Origin of the sequence: Nonomuraea sp. NPDC003709 (genome assembly GCF_040610775.1) — a bacterium.
Lineage (GTDB): Bacteria > Actinomycetota > Actinomycetes > Streptosporangiales > Streptosporangiaceae > Nonomuraea > Nonomuraea angiospora_A.
The window spans coordinates 80,028-97,897 of sequence record NZ_JBEXMW010000024.1 but is presented as its reverse complement, the minus strand read 5'-3'; the positions used below and the strand labels follow the sequence as shown (position 1 = coordinate 97,897).

Below are 17,870 nucleotides of genomic sequence, written 5' to 3'. Positions count from 1 at the left end.
GGCGATCGCGGGGCGACAGTGAAGAATTCACGACTTGCGCGAGAGCTTGAGCAGCGCGTCCGTGACGCCCTCGGGGTCGACGAGCTGGTGCAGGTGCTGGCCGGGCACGCGGACCACGGGCCAGCCCCGCCGCCCCGCCTCCTCGGCGACCTCCTCGTACGGCGGGCCGAACCACAGGCACGAGCACCTGACCTCGTCCCACCCGGCGGGCACAGGGATGGGCTGGGTGTAGTAGTCGAGCGGCAGCCGCGGCTGCTCCGCCGCCACCTTGATGCGCACGGCGGGGTCGGGCAGCATGGCCACCACGTCCTCCTCGTCCCACCAGTCGGTCCAGCGCGGCAGCACGCCGTCGGGCCCGGCCAGGTCGTGCAGGAACGGCAGGAAGCTCTCCTCCGCGACCTTGATCAGCCCTTCGCGCGGCGGGATGTGCGCGTCGGCGAAGACGCACGCCACCACCCGCTCGCCAAGCCCCTCCTTGATCAGCGGCAGGAAGAAGCCGGCGTTGCTGTGCGCGGCCAGCACGACGGGCGTGTCAGGGGTGACCGCGCGCACCGCCTCGACCACCCGTGGCCAGTACGGCGCGCCGCCCGTCGCCACGCCGGTCAGGTCGGGCACCACGGCCGCGTGTCCGCGGCGTTCCAGCGACTCGGCCACGGGAGCCCAGGTCGAGGGCCCGACGGAAGGGCTGTGCACGAGTACGAAGGTCGTCTCCATAGGCCCACCCTGTCAGACCACGAGGGTGTGCCGGGACACCGGGCGATCGGTGCCGTCGAAGAACGCCCAGGCCACGGCCAGGTTGTTCACCGCTCGCGAAAGCTCGTCCTCGGGGAACAGGAAGTGCAGGCGCATGCGGTCGGCGTGCCCGCCCAGCGGGTCGAACGATCTCCCCGGCGGCACCGCGACCCCGTGCCTGAGCGCCACCTGGGCGAAGGAGTCCACGTCGCCGTGCGGGATCCGCACCCAGATGGTCTGGCCGCCGAGCGCGGGCTCGAACTCCCACGACGGCAGCCGTTCGCGCAGCTCCGCGCACAGGTGGTCATGGCGCCGGCGCAACGTGCGCACGCGCGCCGCGCGTACCTCCTCCAGGCGGCGCAGCAGCGCGACGGCGGCCAGCTGGCTGAAGACCTCGCCCCCGAGATCGAGCACGGCCCGCAGCCTGGCCAGCCGCGACACCAGTGGAGCCGCCGCGCGGATCCACCCGACCCGCAGCCCGCCCCAGACGAGCTTGCTCAGCGAGCCGACGGTGATGAGGTGCTCCCCCCGCTCGAACGACGCCAGCGGCGGCGGCGTCTCGCCCGTGAAGCAGAGCTCGGCGCACACCTCGTCGTCGATCAGCGGCACGTCGTGCTCGGCGGCCAGCGCGGCCAGCCGCCGGCGGGCCGGGGTGTCCATGACCGCGCCGTCCGGGTTGCGGCTGGTGGGGACGAAATAGGCCAGCGCGGGGCGTTCGCGCAGGTCCTCCGCCGTCCCGGGCCGGACGACGGCGGCGGCGTGCCGGAACACCTCCAGAGCCCCCGGGTACGTCGGCGCCTCGGTCAGCACGGTGTCGCCGGGGGCCACCAGCAGCCCGGTGAGCAGGGTGAGCGCCTGCTGGGCGCCCGTCGTCACCATGATCTCCTCGGCCGTCGTCGGCACGCCGCGGCCGGTGTAGTAGGCGGCCAGCGCGGCACGCAGGGCCGGGTTGCCCGCGGGCTGGTAGCCCAGGTCGCGGGTGCCGGCCAGCCGCGCGCCCGCCTCCGCGTACGCCTCGAACATCGCGGCCGGCATGTCGTCCGGCGCGGCGCACGTCAGGAGCTGCACGCCGTCCGGCGGGTGCAGGATGTGGAGCAGGAGCGGATTGGTCGGCACGCCGTCGGCGGCGCGCGTCGCGGGCAGCTCGAGCGCGGCCACCCGGGTGCCGCTGCCCTGGCGGCGCACCACGCGGCCCTCCTGCTGCAGCAGGTCGTACGCGGCGACCACGGTGCCCCGGCCCACCGCGAGCCGCTTGGCCAGCACCCGGTCCGGCGGGAGCGCCCGGTCGGGCGACAGCACGCCGTCGTCGATGAGCGCCCGCAGCCGGGCCGCGAGCAGCAGGTAGAGCGGGCCGCGGCCCGACGCCCAGCGGCCCAGGAGATCGACGAGGTCGCCGTCGGCGAGATTGGCCCCATTCATGGACCAATTCTGCCGGATTGGCTCTGATGCCGGACCGTTTCGCGGGCGATCCTTGACGCATGACCGATTCTCATCCCTCTGAGCTCCGCCCCGAGACGCGCACCGTCCACGTGCCGCAGCCCGTCATCGAGGGCAGCCGGCCGATCACCGTGCCGATCTACCAGACCTCCGGATTCGTCTTCGACGATCCCGCCGTGATGGCCGACGCCATGGGGCGGGCCGACGGGCCGTTCGTGTACGGGCGCTACACCAACCCCACCGTCCGCTCCCTGGAGGAGGCCGTCTCCGGGCTGGAGGGCGGGGTGGGGGCCGTCGCCACGGGCTCGGGCATGGGCGCGATCAACACCGTCCTGCTCGGCCTGCTCAAGCCCGGCGACCACCTCATCGCGCAGAAGTCCCTGTACGGCGGGACCGCCGCCATGATCAACGACCTGGTGGGCAGGTTCGGGATCACGGTGACGTACGTGCCCGAGAACGACCCCGCCGCCCTGCGCGCCGCCGTCCGCCCGGAGACCCGGCTCGTCTACCTGGAGACGATCAGCAACCCGATGACGCTGGTCGCCGACCTGCCGGGGATGTGCGCGGCGGCCCGCGAGCTGGGGATCGTGTCCGTGGTGGACAACACGTTCGCCACGGCCCTGCTCTGCCGGCCCATCGAGCACGGCGCGGACATCGTCGTACACTCCACCACCAAGTACCTGTCCGGGCACACCGACGTGGTGGGCGGGCTCGCCGTCTTCGCCTCCACCGAGCTCTACGAGAAGGTCTGGCACTTCGCGATCGAACTGGGCGCCTCCGCCGACCCCTTCGCCGCCTGGCTGTCGCTGCGGGGGCTGCAGACCCTCGCCCTGCGCATGGAACGCCACTGCTCCAACGCCCGCCTCCTCGCCACCCGCCTGGCCTCCCACCCCGCCGTCACCGCCGTGCACTGGCCGGGCCTGGCCACGCATCCCTCCCACGAGCTGGCCGGGAAGCTGCTGTCCGACTTCGGCGGGGTGCTCTCGTTCGACCTCGCCGGCGGGCGGGCGGCGGGGGAGAGGTTCATGAGCTCCGTACGCCTCATGCTCCTCGCCCCGTCGCTGGGCGGCGTGGAGACGCTCGTCATGCATCCGGCGACGACGTCCCACCGCTCGCTCAGCGCCGGGGAGCTGGCCAGGCACGGGATCGGCGAGGGCACCGTACGCATCGCCGTGGGCATCGAGCACCCCGAGGACCTGTGGGCCGACGTGGCGCAGGCGCTGGCATAGTGGCCTGTGTGGATTACTCGGATGTGCTGGCGGCGGCCAGTCGTATCGACGGGCTCGTGCTGCGTACGCCGGTGCTGGAGGTCTCGCCCGGCGTCTTCTTCAAGCTGGAGCTGCTGCAGCATTCGGGGTCGTTCAAGGTCCGCGGGGCCTTCAACCGGATGCTGTCGGCGGGCGAGCTGCCGCCCAGCGGGGTGATCGCCGCCAGCGGCGGCAACCACGGGCTGGCCGTCGCCTATGCGGCGCGGGTCCTGGGGGTGCGGGCGGAGATCTTCGTGCCCGAGGTGACGAGCCCGGTGAAGGTCGCCGGGCTCGAGGCGCTGGGGGCCCACATCACGCAGACCGGGGCCATCTACTCGGAGGCCGCCGAGGCCGCCGCCAAGCGGGCCGCGGAGACGGGGGCGCTGGCGGTGCACGCGTACGACCAGGCTGAGGTGGTGGCGGGGCAGGGGACCACGGGGCTGGAGATCGTCGAGCAGACGGGTGGCGTGGACACGGTGGTGGTCGCCGTCGGCGGGGGCGGCTTCGCCGCCGGCATCACCCTCGGCACCTCCGGCCCGAGCCCTTCGCCGGGCCACACACCCGCGACCCCACCCACCCCGGCACCCGGCTCCGCCCCGGTGCCTGGTTCCGCTGTGGCGCCCGGCTCTGCTGTGACGGTCGGCTCCGGTGCGGTGCCCAGCTCTCCTGTGACGCCTGGCTCCGGTGTGGCGCCCAGCTCTGCTGTGACGGCCGGCTCCGGGCCGCGGATCATCGCGGTCGAGCCCGAGCGGATCCCCACCCTCCACGAGGCGCTGCGCGCGGGACACCCGGTGCCCGTCGAGGTGAGCGGGGTGGCCGCTGACGCGCTGGGCGCCACCAAGATCGGCACCATCGCGTTCGAGGTCCTGTCCTCACCTCGGGTGGAGAGCGTGCTGGTGACCGACGAGGCGATCGTGGAGGCCCGGCGTACCCTCTGGGCCCGTCACCGGGTGGCGGCCGAGCCCGCGGGCGCGACGGCGTACGCGGCACTGCTGTCGGGCGCGTACACGCCGGCTCCGGGGGAGCGGGTGGCCGTGGTGCTGTGCGGCTCCAACACCGACCCCAGCACCCTCACCCCCTGACCACCTCCCCCACCTCATGCCCGGCGTCGGACGCGGCGCCGCCCCGTGCCCAGCGCCGAACGCGGCGTCGCCTGATCCCCAGCGACGAACGCGGCGCCGCCCTGTGCCCGGCGGACGGGCGCGGCGTCGCCTCACGCCGCGCCCGAGCCCTTCGACGCCGGGCCTGAGCCCCGTCGCCTGACGCGTGTGCCCCGCAGCGCGGATCTGGACCCACGGCCCAGAACCCGCGCGCTCGGAACAGCAGCCCAGTGGCGGTGGCACCCTCAGCGGTCGTCCCGTCGCAGGCGGCCGTACCGCCGAGTAGGGGGCGTGTCGTCGGGCCGCCGTCAGTTGTACGTGTGCTCAGCAGCCGGGAAGGCGCCCGCGGTCACGTCGGCGGCGAAGGCGCGGACGGCGCGATCCATCTCGGTGGCCAGATCCGCGTAGCGCTTGACGAACCGGGCGGGATGCGGCGTGAGCCCCATCAGGTCCTGCCACACCAGAACCTGCGCGTCCGTCCCCGCGCCCGCGCCGATGCCGATGGTGGGGATCGTCAGCGACGCCGTCACCCGCTCCGCCAGATCCGCCGGCACGCATTCGAGCACCACCGAGAACGCCCCCGCCCGTTCCAGGTCCTTGGCGTCCGCCATGAGCTCGTCGCCCGATTGGCCGCGCCCCTGAACGCGGTAGCCGCCCAGGACGTTGACCGACTGCGGGGTCAGCCCGAGGTGGGCCATGACCGGGACACCGGCCGACACCAGCGCCTCCACCTGCGGGACGACCCGGCGGCCGCCCTCCAGCTTGACGGCGTGCGCCCCGGCCTCCTTCATGAAGCGCGCGGCCGACTCCAGCGCCTGCTGAGGTGAGGACTGGTACGACCCGAACGGCAGATCCGCGACCACCAGCGCCCGGGACGAGCCGCGCACCACGGCCGCCGTCAGGGGCAGGAGGTCGTCGACCGTGACGGGCAGCGTGGAGTCGTACCCGTAGACGACCATGGCCGCCGAGTCGCCCACCAGCAGAACGGGGATGCCCGCGTCGTCGAAGACCCTGGCCGTCATCGCGTCGTAGGCGGTGACCATGGGCCACCGCTCTCCGCGCTCCTTGGCGGCGGCGAGGTCACGAACGGTGACCCGGCGCCCGGAGACGCCCCCGTACAGCGTGGTTGAAGAGGACATGTGTGAACCCTCCAGAAACGTCTCGAGGCGCCCCAGTGGCGTCCCCGGACTCTTCCGATGATGGCACGCGCTGTCACGTGCCGAAAAACCTGTGGCGAAACTGTCGGTGCCTCTTGCGAGAATCAGCGCGGAGGTTGAAACGACATGGCTCTCGCCCCTTACCGACGACTGGTCAAGATTCCGGGCGTTCCCGCGTTGCTGCTGATGGGGCTGCTGGCGCGGGTTCCGTCCACGGCCATGGGGATGACGCTCACCCTGCACGTGGCCATGGCGCTCGATCTGGGCTACGGCAAGGCGGGGCTGGTCACCATGGCCAACACCATCGGCATGGCGATCGGCTCGCCGTTGTCGGGGAGGTTCGTCGACAAGCATGGGTTACGTCCTGTGGTCATGGTCACGACCGTGGCGCAGGCGGTGTTCTGGGCGTGTGCGTGGGCGCTGCCGTTCCCGGCCCTGATCGGGACGGCGGCGGTGGCGGGGCTGCTGGCGTTGCCGGTGTTCAGCGTGACCAGGCAGTGCCTGGCCGCCATGGTGCCGGTCTCCCAGCGGCGCAGCGCGTTCGCGCTCGACTCCATGCTGGTCGAGCTGGCGTACATGGCCGGTCCCGCTCTCGCGGTGGCCGGGCTGACGACGCTGGACAGCAGGGTGACGATGACGATCATCGGAGTCGCCACGGCGGCGGCGGGCCTGGGCATGTTCATGCTCAATCCGCCCACCCGATCGCCCGACGAGCTCGAGGCGCAGTCGATCAAGGTGTCCAGGCGGCAGTGGCTGACGCCCGGGTTCGTGGCGTTGCTCGGGACGGCGGCGGCGGCCACGTTCGTGCTCACGGCCACGGAGCTGTCCCTGATCGCGACCATGAACAACGCCGGCCAGACCCAGTGGGTCGGCCTCGCCGTCGCCATCTGGTGCGTTTACTCCCTGATCGGCGGCTTCGTGTACGGCGGGCTGTCACGTGGCTTCTCACCCTTGGTGCTCATCGCCTCCATGGGCCTGCTCACGATCCCGGTCAGCCTGGTGAGCAGCTGGCAATGGCTGGTCGTGATGCTCCTCCCGGCAGGCCTCCTCTGCGCGCCGGCACTGTCGGCCACGGTCGACGTGCTCTCCCGGTGGGTGCCCGCCGCGGCGCGAGGCGAGGCGATGGGCTTCCACGGCACGGCCCTGCTGATCGGCGGAGCGAGCTCGGCCCCCATCGCGGGCGCCGTGATCGACGCAAGCGGGCCGACGTGGGCGTTCGTGCTCGCGGGCCTGGTGGGAGTGGCCATGGTGCTCGCCGCCGCCCCCTTCTGGCCCCGCCGCCCCGCCGACCCCCTCTCAACCTCCACCCAGACCCCGTCGGCCTCGCCCCCTTCGACCCTCGCCGAGCCCACTCCAGCACCAGCCGAGGCCCCTTGAGCCGGTGATCAGCAGGGCCCCGGCGATCGGCGGCTTCTTAACGCGACGGCCGGTGGTCCTCCGACCGGGGCGTGGTGACGCGGCCGTAGTGCTCCGGCGGTCACAGCCGGCGCCCGCGGGAGCACTGCGGGCGCCGGCTGTCGCCGCAGGCGAGGCCTTGGGCACGCTTCCTTGCTAGCGGCAGGAGCGAGGACGGCCGGAGATGGCCGGAGAGCGGGAGACAGCTGGGCGAAGATCATCCCGAAGCGGCGGCCGACCGCGGTCAGCACCTCGGCTCGCGAGCGTTGGCGAGAGTTAACCCAGGGTTTACGAAACGGGACCGTTGCGTATCGGAATAGCTTGCGATACGGTGTCGTTGCGAAACTCGTACGTATCGAAATTGGGGGGCTCTTCGTGAGAGACGTAGTAGTGGACCCGAACGCGGGTCATCCACGCCGATGGGGGATCCTCGGCGTGCTGGTGTTCAGCCTGCTGGCCGTCGTGCTGGACAACACCATCCTCAACGTGGCGATGAAGACCATCGCCGACAAGACGGTCGGCTTGGGGGCGACGCAGAGCGAGCTGGAGTGGGCGATCAACTCCTACACGCTGGTGTTCGCCGGGTTGCTGTTCACGTTCGGGGTGATCGGCGACCGAACAGGGCGCAAGCGGATGTTGTTCATCGGCATGGCGCTGTTCGGCCTGGCCTCGCTCGCCAGCGCCTACTCGCAGGATCCGATGCAGTTGATCCTTGCGAGGGCGGCGATGGGCATCGGCGGGGCGGCGATCATGCCGGCCACCCTGGCGATCATCTCCAACGTCTTCCCGCCCGGTGAGCGGGGCAAGGCGATCGGCGTGTGGGCCGGTGGCGTGGGTCTCGCGGTGGCGATCGGGCCGATCACGGGTGGCCTGCTGATCCAGCACTTCTGGTGGGGCTCTGTCTTCCTGATCAACGTGCCGATCGTGATCATCGCCATGATCCTCATCGCGACCTTCGTACCGGAGTCGCGTGACCCGAAGCCGTCCAAGCTGGACCCGGTCGGTGTGCTGCTGTCGATCATCGGGTTGGTGGCCGTGGTGTACGGCATCATCCGCGGCGGCGGCCTCGGCACCGTCTTCAGCGCGGAGGTCCTGGTGCCGACGCTGTTCGGGCTGGTGGTGCTGGGCGTGTTCGTGTGGTGGGAGCGGCGCATCGACCACCCCATCTTCGACGTCCGCAACTTCGGCAACGTCCGCTTCAGCTCGGCCATCGGCATGATGGGCATCGTCTTCTTCGCGATGATGGGCGGGATGTTCTTCCTGACCTTCTACCTGCAGACCGTGCTGGGCTTCTCGCCGGTGCAGGCGGGGGCGCTGATGATCCCGTTCGCCGCCGCGCAGCTCATCTTCGCGCCGCTCAGCCAGCGGGTGAACGAGCGGTTCGGCGGCAAGCTGTCGGCCACCGTGAGCATGATCGTGGTGACGGCGGCGCTGGCCAGCTACGCGCTCATGGACCAGGACACCCCGATCGTGCTGATCGAGGTCATCTTCTTCGTCCAGGGCGCCGCGATGGCGAACATCATGCCGCCCGCGACCACCGCCATCATGGAGTCGCTGCCCAGGGAGAAGGCCGGCGTCGGCTCGGCCATGAGCAACACCGTCCGCCAGGTCGCCGGCGCGCTCGGCGTGGCCGTGCTCGGCTCGGTGCTGTCGTCCAACTACCGCGGCGAGATCACGCCCTCGCTGGCCGGCCTGCCCGCCGACGTCCAGCACACCGCGGGTGAGTCGATCGTGCAGACGATGGGCGTCGCCCAGGCGCTCGGCGAGAGGGGCCAGGCGCTGATCAAGCCCGCGTTCGCCGCGTTCGTCGACGGCATGCACGTGACGGCGCTGGTGTCGGCGGTGATCGCGCTGGTAGGCGTCGCGGTGGTGGCGAAGTGGATGCCGGGCAAGACCCGCCCGGCCACGCAGGCGGAACAGAAGGAACCGGCTGTAGTGTGAGGCAGCGATGACGATCCAGGAATCAGGGACTGCCCGTCCGGCGGGGCGTCCGCGTAGCGAGAAGGCCGAGAAGGCGATCATCGAGGCCACCCTCGATCTGATCGGCGAGGGCATGGGCGTCTCCGATCTGTCCATCGAGGCCATCGCGTCGAGGGCGGGTGTCGGCAAGACGACGATCTATCGGCGCTGGTCCAACAAGGAGGACCTGGTCGTCGACGCCCTCGCCACGCTCAAGGCCCCGGTGCCGTCGCTCACCGGTACGTCGGTGCGTGACGACCTGATCTCCCTGCTCGACGCGATGCGCAGCGAGTCAGGTGTGGCCCGCAACCGCTGCGTGATGAAGATCGCCATGAGCGAGGCCGATCGCTATCCGCAGTTGATGGACCGGTTCATGAAGCGGGCCATCGAGCCTCGGAGGCAGGCGATGCGCGCGGTGATCGAGCGCGGCATCGCCAACGGCGAGCTCCGCGCCGACCTGGACGTCTCGATGGGCATGGCCGTTCTCACCGGCACCATGCTCTGGTTCACCAAGTGGGGTCCGGCCGGTGATCTCGACGTGGATCTCGCCGAACGCGTCGTGGACGTGGCGCTGGCGGGAATGGCCCCCTGACGGCGGCCACCTGCGCATGTCCCGGGCCTGTGCCGTGTCTTTCGGATGATGGCGTGAGTGCCGTTTTCGGAGGCATGGGACCTCGGGGTGATGACTCCCGGCGGGGGCGTGTTAGCGCCGCCCCCGCCGGGCTTTGCCTCATGTGGGTTTGTGGCAACGGGGTCCGTAGGTGATCGTTCTGGCCTAGGCAGAACGTGAGCATTGTTCTAATCTCGCGGCCATGCCCCCCATGCGAAAAATCGCGACAATCGTCGTGCTCACGTCAGGTCTGCTGTTATCCGGCGGCACCGCTTTCGCCCATGAGGAGCGTCCGGTGACGCTGCCTGATGGTACGGGGACGGTGCCGGTGCTGCGGTCCGGGGAGCCGGATCTGCTGGTGTGCAAGACGGATAAAGCCGACTTTGAGCGTCGAATCGCGAAATTTCCGGATGATCTCAAAGCCCGCAACCTCGACCTTTTCGCGAAATGTCAGCAAAAAGGGGTTAGGCACCTCCAAGAAGCCGTCGACCAGGTCGACCGCCCCGGAATGACGATCGCCATTCTCCCCGGACTCTACCGCGAGGAACCCAGCCAGCCCGCCCCCACCGGCGCCTGCGCCCAGCTCCCCGCCCGATGGTCCACATGGGGCTACCAGATCCTCTCCTTCGAACAGCAGCGTCAGTGCCCCCACAACCAGAACCTCGTCGCCATCCTCGGCAAGAAGGACCTGCAGATCGAGGGCACCGGAGCCGATCGGCTCGACGTCGTGATCGACGCGGAGTACCGCAAGCTCAACGCCGTCCGCGCCGACCGTACCAATGGCATCTACTTCCGGAACTTCACCGCCCAGCGCACCACCTTCAACTCCCTGTACGTGCTCGAAACCGACGGTTTCGTCATCGACCGCGTCCTCACCCGCTGGAACGACGAGTACGGCTTCCTCACCTTCGCCAGCGACCACGGCCTGTACACCGACTGCGAGGCGTACGGGAACGGCGACGGCGGCCTCTACCCGGGCAGCGCCTCCAACCTCAACGACAGCCGCGACCACGACGTCCCCAGGTACGCCATCGAGATCCGCCGCTGCAAGAGCCACGACAACGCGCTCGGCTATTCGGGCACCGCCGGCGACTCGATGTGGGTGCACGACAACGAGTTCTACGACAACATGGTCGGCGCCACGATGGACAGCCTCTGGCCCTCGCACCCCGGACTGCCGCAGAACCACGCCAAGTTCGAGAACAACAAGATCTACGACAACAACCGCGACTACTACCGCTACACCCGCGACGGCACCTGCGCCAAACCCCCGGCCGAACGCGGCTACGAGCGGGGCGTGGTGTGCTCGCAGGTGGGCGTGCCCCCGGGGACGGGCATCCTGGTCGCGGGCGGCAACTACAACGTCTTCAGGAACAACCGCGTCTGGGGCCATCGGCGGGCGGCCTTCCACCTGTTCGGGGTGCCCGCGTTCATCAGGGGTGAGAACGACCTGGCCAAGCAGGCCGACACCTCCGACTACAACCGCTACGAGGGCAACGTGTTCGGCGTGAGCCCGACGGGCGAGCGGCGGCCCAACGGGCTGGACGTGTGGTGGGACGGTCAGGGCACCGGCAACTGCTGGCAGGGGGACACGGGCGCGTCGTCGCCCGCCGTCCTGCCGGTCTGCGCCGCCACGGCGCCCGCGCTGTCTGGCGGCGCGAACCGCCTGCTGGCCGAGCCCGTGAAGCTGATCAAGCTGTACCTGTGCGCGGACTTCAGCGCCTCGCAGGCCCGCCTGCCGGCCGGCTGCGACTGGTTCGGCGCGTCGGGGCTCGGCAAGGTGGAGACGCAGCTCGCCCTCGGCGGCTCGGCGGTGCTCGGGCTGCTGCTGGGGCTGTTCTGGTGGCGTTCGCGGCGCGGCGCGCGGCGGCACGGCGGCGACGGCCGGTCGGGGAACGGCGTGGCGCCTGCGGTGACGGCGATCGTCCGGCGCCGGCACCGGCTGGTCGTGGCCGGGAGCGTCGCCGGGGCCGCCGGGCTCGTGCTCGACGTGGTGGCGGCGGCCGTGGACAGCACGTCGCAGGCCGGGGCCGCGCTGCTGCTCATGGGGGCGTGGTGGCTCTGCCTGGGTGCGGCCCTGCGGGGCAGACGGCCGGCGTTCGGCCTGCTCACGATCGTGGTGGGGCTGCTGGCCTGCGCCGACGCCTTCGACCGGCTGGTGTACCTGATCCCCGTCGTCCCGCTGGGGCCGGGGTGGATCCGGGGGCTGCTGACCGGGCTCTGGGTGCTCTGCGCGGTCGTGGTGCTGGCGCCGCGGCGCAGGGGCACCGCGCGGGAGACGCCCGTTGAGGCCGAGGTGAGCGCGTGAGCGGATCCGTCCGCATGGCCGGGTGCGTGCTGGCGTGCTGGCTCGTCACGGCGTGCGGGCCGCTGTCGCAGACCCACCACAATCCGGGCAACAGCCACGAGGTGGCCACGGCGGCGCCGAGCGGGCAGGCGGACGCCGTGATCACCGTCGCCCGCGGCCAGGTGAGTCCGCCGCCGGGCTGGCTGGAGGTGGCCAAGGGCCGGCAGGTCAGCATCACGGTGACCAGCGACGTCGCCGACGAGCTGCACGTACACGGCTACGACATCGAGGCCGAGCTGCGGCCGGGGGTGCCCGCGACCGTGCGCTTCACGGCCGGCCTGACCGGGGTGTTCGAGGTGGAGACCCATAAGAGCAAGCTAGTCCTCACGCAACTGGCGGTCCGGTGACGGCGGGGGTCCTCGCGCACGGGATCGGTACGCGCGGCGACCTGCCGATCCCGCTCTTCTACGCCTACGCGGGCGCTTTCGCGGCGCTCGTCGTCTCGTTCCTGGCGCTCGGGCTGCTCTGGGCCGACTCCCGCTTCCGCGGCGACCGGGCGGGCCTGGTGATCCCGTTGCGCCTGCCCGGCCGCCCGGCGCGCGTGCTGACCCTTGTCCTCGCCGTCTACACGATCGGCCGGCTCGTGGCGGGTCCCGCGGACGGGAATGCGGGGCCGTACCTGGTGTATGTGCTCTTCTGGGTGGGTCTGGTCCCGGCGTCGCTGCTGTTCGGCCCGGTGTGGCGGGCGCTGAGCCCGTTCCGGCTGCTGCCCGACCGGCCCCGGCGCCCGCTCCCACGCGGGCTCGGCTACTGGCCCGCCGCCGCGGGGCTGCTCGCGTTCACCTGGACGGAGCTGGTCGCCCCCGAGCCCGCGGCCCCGCTCACGCTGCTGACCTTCTGCGCCCTGTACGCGGCCACCCAGCTCATGGGCACCCTCGTGTACGGCCACGCCTGGCTGGAACGCGGTGACCCGTTCGAGGTGTACTCGACCCTCATCGGCCACCTGTCACCCCTCGGCAGAAAGGCGAACGGCGACCGCGTCCTGCGCAGCCCCTTCGACGGCCTCGACGCCATCCAGCCCGCCCCCGGCCTGGTCGCCACCGTCTGCGTCCTGCTCGGCGGCACCGCGTACGACGGCTTCTCCGGCACCCCCGCCTGGGTGAACGCCCTCCAGTCAGGCCCGCTCGGCCGCACCGGGCTGGGCACGCTCGGCCTGCTGGCCGCCGTCGCGGGGGTGGCCCTCCTGTACGCCGCCTGCCTCGGCGCGGCCGGACTGATCGGCGGCACCAGGGGGCTGACCGCCCGCTTCGTCCACTCGCTGGTGCCGATCGCCACCGGTTATCTCATCGCCCACTACTTCTCCCTCCTGGTCATCGAGGGCCGGCACGGCCTCCTCCTAGCGCTCGGCGTGGCCGCCCAGCCCGACCCGAACGCCGTCGAACCCGCCACGATCGCCGTCGTCCAGGTGCTGGCCATCGTGGTCGGCCACGTGGTGGGGGTGGTGGCCGCCCACGACCGCTCCGTCCGCCTTCTGCCGCCCGGCCGCGCGGTCGCGGGCCAGATCCCGCTGTTCGTGCTCATGGTCTGCTACACGATCGGCGGCCTGACGCTGCTGCTGTGAGCGGACCGGGCCCGACTTCCGGCGGAGATCCGGGGCCTCGGGGTTCAGCCTCTGGTCGGTCGTCCGCCGAAGGGCCCTCTTCTAGCGTCGAAGGCATGATCGAGGTACGGGAGCTCACCAAGCGGTACGGCGGCGTCACCGCCGTACGCGATCTGTCCTTCACGGTACGGCCCGGCCAGGTGACCGGGTTCCTCGGCCCCAACGGCGCGGGCAAGTCCACCACCATGCGCGTCATCCTGGGGCTGCACCGGCCCAGCGCCGGGGCCGCGACCGTCAACGGCCGGCCCTACGCCGAACACCCCGACCCGCTCCGGCAGGTCGGGGCGCTGATGGAGGTCACCCCGGCGCACGGGGGCCGCACGGCGTACCAGCACCTCTTGGCGCTGGCCCGCACGCACGGGATCGCGCCCGGCCGGGTGGCCGAGGTGCTCGAGCTGGCGGGGCTGTCCTCGGTGGCGGGGCGGCGGGTGGGCGGGTTCTCGCTGGGCATGCGGCGGCGGCTCGGGGTCGCGGCGGCGCTGCTCGGGGACCCGTCGGTGGTGATCATGGACGAGCCGGTCAACGGGCTCGACCCCGACGGGGTGCTGTGGGTGCGCACCCTGCTGCGGTCGCTGGCCGACGAGGGGCGCACCGTGCTGGTGTCCAGCCACCTGATGAGCGAGATGGCGCTGACGGCGCGGCAACTCGTGATCATCGGCCGGGGGCGGCTGCTGGCGGAGACCTCCGTGGCCGACCTGATCGCGCGGGCCGGGACGGACGCGGTGCTGGTCCGCTGCCCGCGCGCCGCGGAGCTGCGGGATCTGCTGGTACGGCACGGAGCCTCGGTGACCGGTGCCGAGGCGGGCGTGCTCGAGGTGGGCGGGCTGGCCGGGGAGGCGATCAGCGCGCTGGCCGCCCGCGAGGGGCTGGCGCTGCACGAGCTGACGCCGCGGCAGGCGTCGCTGGAAGAGGCGTACATGGAGCTCACGCGGAGCGAGAGGGGGATCCGATGAGCGGGCTGACGTTCGGGAGGGTCGTGCGCGCGGAGTGGACCAAGCTGTTCGCGCTGCGCTCCACCTGGGTGGTGATGGGGGTCGTGCCGCAGCTGCTGGTCGGGCTGGCGGCGCTGATCGGCTGGAACGCCTCGGGGGCTGCCTCGGGGGCCGCTGCGGCTCCGGGCGGGGTGACGCAGGCGGTCGGGGGCGGGTTCCTGGTGTTCGCGGTCGTGTTCGGCGTGTTCGGGGCGCTGGTCATGACGGGCGAGTACGGGTCCGGGCTGATCGGGGCCACGTTGGCGGCCGTGCCGCGGCGGCTGCCGGTGCTGTGGGCCAAGGCCGTGGTCCTGGTCGTGACGACCGGGCCGCTCATGGTCGTGACCTCCCTGCTGGCCTTCCTGGCCAACCAGGCGTTCGCCGCCCATCCGATCACGCTGGGGGATCCCGGGGTCGTGCGGGCGATCCTGGGGGTGTCCGCCGCGACGGTCGCGGTGGCGCTGCTGGGCCTCGCGATCGGCACGATGCTGCGGCACACCGCGGCCGCGGTGCCCGTCTACCTCGGGGTGCTGGTGCTGCTGCCGCCGGTGCTCCTCGCGGCGCTGCCCGGGGCGGTCCGGGAGACCGTGCTGCCGTACCTGCCCACGCCGGCGCTGCAGGCCATGTACCACGTGGGGGACGACGGCGTGCCCGTGCTCGGCCCGGCGGCCGGGACGGCGGTGTCGCTGGCCTGGGTCGCGGTGGCCCTGGCGGGCGCGGCCGTACTGCTGCGCCGGCGCGATGCCTGAGCCGGAGGTGGAGGCGATGGTCGGGCCGGGGGCGGGGATGGGCCGCCGGGTGGTGCGTGGCGCGCCGGGCGGTCCTAGCCTGGGGAGCGTGCGCCGACTTCGCACCCTCGCCCAGCGCTACCCGCGGGTGGTGGACGCCTGCCTGGCCGGGCTCGTCGCGGCGGTGAGCGTGCCGGTGACGATGGGCGGCGGCGGCGCCCCCGGCGTGTTCGAGCCGGGCACCGGCGTCACGGGGGCCGGCTGGGTGTGGTTCGCCGCCGTGCACGTGCCGCTGGTGTGGCGGCGCAAAGCCCCCGTGCTGATGTTCTGGGCGGTCATGGCGCTCGTGGCGGGCTGCGTGCTGGTCGGCCGCTTCACCGGCGTCTTCCTGGTCTTCGTGCCGCTCGTCGCCGTGTACGCGGTGGCCCGGCACCGCCCGGCCCGCCACCTGTGGCCCGCGGCCGGGGCGGCCGTGCTGGCCATGGGGCTCGGCCGGCTGCGTGACGACCCGGGCTGGCCGGTCATGATCGGGGTGGCCTCGCTCACGGTGGCCACGGCGCTGGCCGGGGTCGTCCTGCGGCTGCGGCGGGCGTACGTGGCGGATCGGGCCCGTCACCTGGAGCGGGAGCGCGACCAGCAGGCCCGGCTGGCGGTGGCCGCCGAACGGGCCAGGATCGCCCGCGAGGTGCACGACATCGTGGCCCACAACCTGGCCGTCATGGTCGCGCTGGCCGACGGCGCCACGTACGCGGGGCCCGAACGCGCCGCGGACGCGATGGGGAAGGTCGCCGCGACGGGACGGGAGGCGCTGTCGGAGATGCGGCGGCTGGTCGGGCTGCTGCGCGAGGAGCGGGCGCCGCAGCCGGGCTTCGACGACCTCGACCGCCTCCTGGAACAGGTGCGCGCGGCCGGCCTGCGGCTGGTGGTCACCCACGAGGGTGTGCCCGGCGCGTGGGGCCCGGGGGCGGGCCTGGCCGTCTACCGGATCGTCCAGGAGGCCCTGACCAACACGCTCAAGCACGCGGGTCCGGGCGCCCGCGTACGGGTCCGGCTCTCCTACACCCCGGAGGCCGCCGACCTGGAGATTCTCGACGACGGCGCGGGCCGCGCCGTTGTCCCCAACGACCGAGGGGGACATGGGCTGATGGGGATGACCGAGCGCGCCGCCCCGTACGGCGGGCAGGTGGAGGCCGGGCCGATGCCCGGCGCGGGATGGCGGGTGCGCGCCCGGCTCCGCTTCGACGATGGCGTGGTGGCGTCGTGACGGCCGGGGTCCTGCTGGTGGACGACCAGCCGCTGCAGCGCCTCGGCTACCGCATGGTGATCGACGCCCAGCCCGACCTGGAGGTGGTGGGGGAGGCGGGCGACGGCGCGCAGGCGGTCTCGATGACCCGGGCGCTGCGGCCGGACGTGGTGCTGATGGACGTGCGCATGCCGGTGCTCGACGGCATCGAGGCGACCAGGCGCATCGTCGGCTCGGGGTCCGCGTCGCGGGTGCTGGTCATGACCACGTTCGACCTCGACGAGTACGTCTACGCCGCCCTGCGGGCCGGGGCCGGCGGCTTCCTCCTCAAGGACGTGCCCCCGGCGGACCTGCTCACGGGCGTACGCGCGGTCGCCGCCGGGGACGCCATGGTGTCGCCCGCCGTCACCCGCCGCCTCATCGACGCCTTCGCCGCCCACCTGCCGGACCCGGACACCGGCCGCACGGCGGCCGACGAACTGCTGCACCGGCTCACCGAGCGCGAGCGGGACGTGCTGATGGAGGTGGCGCGGGGCCGCTCCAACGTGGAGATCGCCCAGGCTCTGACGGTCTCGGAGGCGACGGTCAAAAGCCATGTCGGACGTATTCTCGCCAAACTCGATCTGCGCGATCGCGTGCAGATCGTGGTGCTGGCGTACGAGACGGGAATCGTCCGGCGCGGCGACGGCGGAGTGACCTGATCGGAGCGCGTGTCTACGCCGTGACCGCGAGGAGCACCGCGGTGACGTTGTCGTGCCCTCCCGCGTCCAACGCCCGCCCGACCAGCGCCCGCGCGTCCTCGGTCAGCGCCATCCCGGCACCCTCGTCCGGCAGCCAGTACGCGCGGCTGTCGCCGATCCAGCAGGCCCAGATCCCGCCCTGGCCGGCGATGCCCGCGGCGTACGTGCAGGCCGGCGCGGCGTGCGCCGACTCGGCCAGGGCCGCGACCGCCCGGCCCGCGCGGGTCGCGGCGTCGGCGAGCGCGGTTTCCGGCAGCGCGCCCGCCCGCAGCCGCGCCGCCAGGGTGGACGCGCCCGTGTCGGCCGCGATGCGGGCGGCGCGCTCGGAGCGGGGCGACATGGACACGCCATCACACACCACACCGATCGTCCACGCGCCGTCCCCGGCCAGCGCCATCGCGTCGGCGTTGACGCCGCGCCGCAGCCCGCGGTCGCTGACCCCCGCCCCGCCGCCGGTCGTGATCTCCAGATGCGAGCGGAAGGCCGGTTGGGCCTGGCCACAGTCCCAGCAGTGGCCGTCCGGAGTCACGGTGCTGCCGCCACAGAGGGCGCAGTGTGTCGTCATCTCCCCTCAATCGTGGCAGAGCGCGGCGATCCGGGCGCG

General features: G+C 72.4%; 16 protein-coding genes. 12 read left to right on the top strand and 4 right to left on the bottom strand.

Going from position 1 to position 17,870, the window contains the following annotated elements; translation table 11 throughout:
* Positions 1-27 precede the first annotated feature (27 nt).
* Positions 28-714 (bottom strand): alpha/beta hydrolase, encoded by a 687-nt coding sequence (locus tag ABZX61_RS50270; protein ID WP_355206278.1) that lies wholly within the window; start codon positions 712-714, stop codon positions 28-30.
* Between the two features lie 12 nt (positions 715-726).
* Complete coding sequence (locus ABZX61_RS50265) at positions 727-2,151, bottom strand: PLP-dependent aminotransferase family protein (RefSeq protein WP_355206276.1); 1,425 nt, start codon at positions 2,149-2,151, stop codon at positions 727-729.
* Between the two features lie 59 nt (positions 2,152-2,210).
* On the opposite strand from ABZX61_RS50265, the gene ABZX61_RS50260 reads away from it, so the two are divergent.
* Positions 2,211-3,398, top strand: coding sequence for an aminotransferase class I/II-fold pyridoxal phosphate-dependent enzyme (locus tag ABZX61_RS50260; protein ID WP_350728728.1), 1,188 nt, complete (start codon positions 2,211-2,213; stop codon positions 3,396-3,398).
* An 8-nt stretch (positions 3,399-3,406) separates the two neighbouring features.
* Positions 3,407-4,498: a pyridoxal-phosphate dependent enzyme gene (locus tag ABZX61_RS50255; protein ID WP_355206274.1), complete on the top strand. Its 1,092-nt coding sequence runs from the start codon at positions 3,407-3,409 to the stop codon at positions 4,496-4,498.
* A gap of 326 nt (positions 4,499-4,824) precedes the next feature.
* Here the strand turns inward: ABZX61_RS50255 and panB are convergent, their stop codons facing one another.
* Positions 4,825-5,655: a 3-methyl-2-oxobutanoate hydroxymethyltransferase gene (gene panB, locus ABZX61_RS50250; protein ID WP_355206271.1), complete on the bottom strand. Its 831-nt coding sequence runs from the start codon at positions 5,653-5,655 to the stop codon at positions 4,825-4,827.
* 144 nt (positions 5,656-5,799) lie between these two features.
* On the opposite strand from panB, the gene ABZX61_RS50245 reads away from it, so the two are divergent.
* From ABZX61_RS50245 to ABZX61_RS50200, 10 genes are all read left to right on the top strand, one after another.
* The gene (locus ABZX61_RS50245; RefSeq protein WP_355206268.1) at positions 5,800-7,050 is read left to right on the top strand and encodes an MFS transporter; all 1,251 of its coding nucleotides are present in this window, start codon (positions 5,800-5,802) and stop codon (positions 7,048-7,050) included.
* 393 nt (positions 7,051-7,443) lie between these two features.
* Positions 7,444-9,009: an MFS transporter gene (locus tag ABZX61_RS50240; protein ID WP_350728734.1), complete on the top strand. Its 1,566-nt coding sequence runs from the start codon at positions 7,444-7,446 to the stop codon at positions 9,007-9,009.
* Positions 9,010-9,016: 7 nt separating this feature from the next.
* Positions 9,017-9,619, top strand: coding sequence for a TetR/AcrR family transcriptional regulator (locus tag ABZX61_RS50235; RefSeq protein ID WP_355206266.1), 603 nt, complete (start codon positions 9,017-9,019; stop codon positions 9,617-9,619).
* A 526-nt stretch (positions 9,620-10,145) separates the two neighbouring features.
* A complete protein-coding gene (locus tag ABZX61_RS50230; protein WP_355206264.1) occupies positions 10,146-11,945 on the top strand; it encodes a hypothetical protein in 1,800 nt (599 codons plus the stop codon).
* Positions 11,942-12,331, top strand: a complete 390-nt coding sequence (locus ABZX61_RS50225; protein WP_355206261.1) for a hypothetical protein — start codon at positions 11,942-11,944, stop codon at positions 12,329-12,331. Before ABZX61_RS50230 ends, ABZX61_RS50225 begins: the two co-directional genes overlap by 4 nt.
* Entirely contained in the window at positions 12,328-13,545 is a 1,218-nt protein-coding gene (locus tag ABZX61_RS50220; protein WP_355206258.1) for a hypothetical protein, read from the top strand. The genes ABZX61_RS50225 and ABZX61_RS50220 overlap by 4 nt, the downstream gene beginning before the upstream one ends.
* A 95-nt stretch (positions 13,546-13,640) precedes the next feature.
* Positions 13,641-14,537 (top strand): ATP-binding cassette domain-containing protein, encoded by an 897-nt coding sequence (locus ABZX61_RS50215; protein WP_355206255.1) that lies wholly within the window; start codon positions 13,641-13,643, stop codon positions 14,535-14,537.
* Positions 14,534-15,304: an ABC transporter permease subunit gene (locus ABZX61_RS50210; protein WP_355206252.1), complete on the top strand. Its 771-nt coding sequence runs from the start codon at positions 14,534-14,536 to the stop codon at positions 15,302-15,304. Before ABZX61_RS50215 ends, ABZX61_RS50210 begins: the two co-directional genes overlap by 4 nt.
* A gap of 88 nt (positions 15,305-15,392) precedes the next feature.
* A complete protein-coding gene (locus ABZX61_RS50205) occupies positions 15,393-16,547 on the top strand; it encodes a sensor histidine kinase (RefSeq protein ID WP_355206249.1) in 1,155 nt (384 codons plus the stop codon).
* Complete coding sequence (locus ABZX61_RS50200) at positions 16,544-17,227, top strand: response regulator transcription factor (RefSeq protein WP_355206247.1); 684 nt, start codon at positions 16,544-16,546, stop codon at positions 17,225-17,227. The genes ABZX61_RS50205 and ABZX61_RS50200 overlap by 4 nt, the downstream gene beginning before the upstream one ends.
* A 13-nt stretch (positions 17,228-17,240) precedes the next feature.
* Here ABZX61_RS50200 and ABZX61_RS50195 read toward each other — a convergent pair whose 3' ends face one another.
* Positions 17,241-17,831 carry a protein phosphatase 2C domain-containing protein gene (locus tag ABZX61_RS50195; RefSeq protein WP_355206244.1) on the bottom strand — a complete coding sequence of 197 codons (591 nt, stop codon included), beginning with the start codon at positions 17,829-17,831 and terminating at the stop codon, positions 17,241-17,243.
* Between the last annotated feature and the right edge of the window lie 39 nt (positions 17,832-17,870).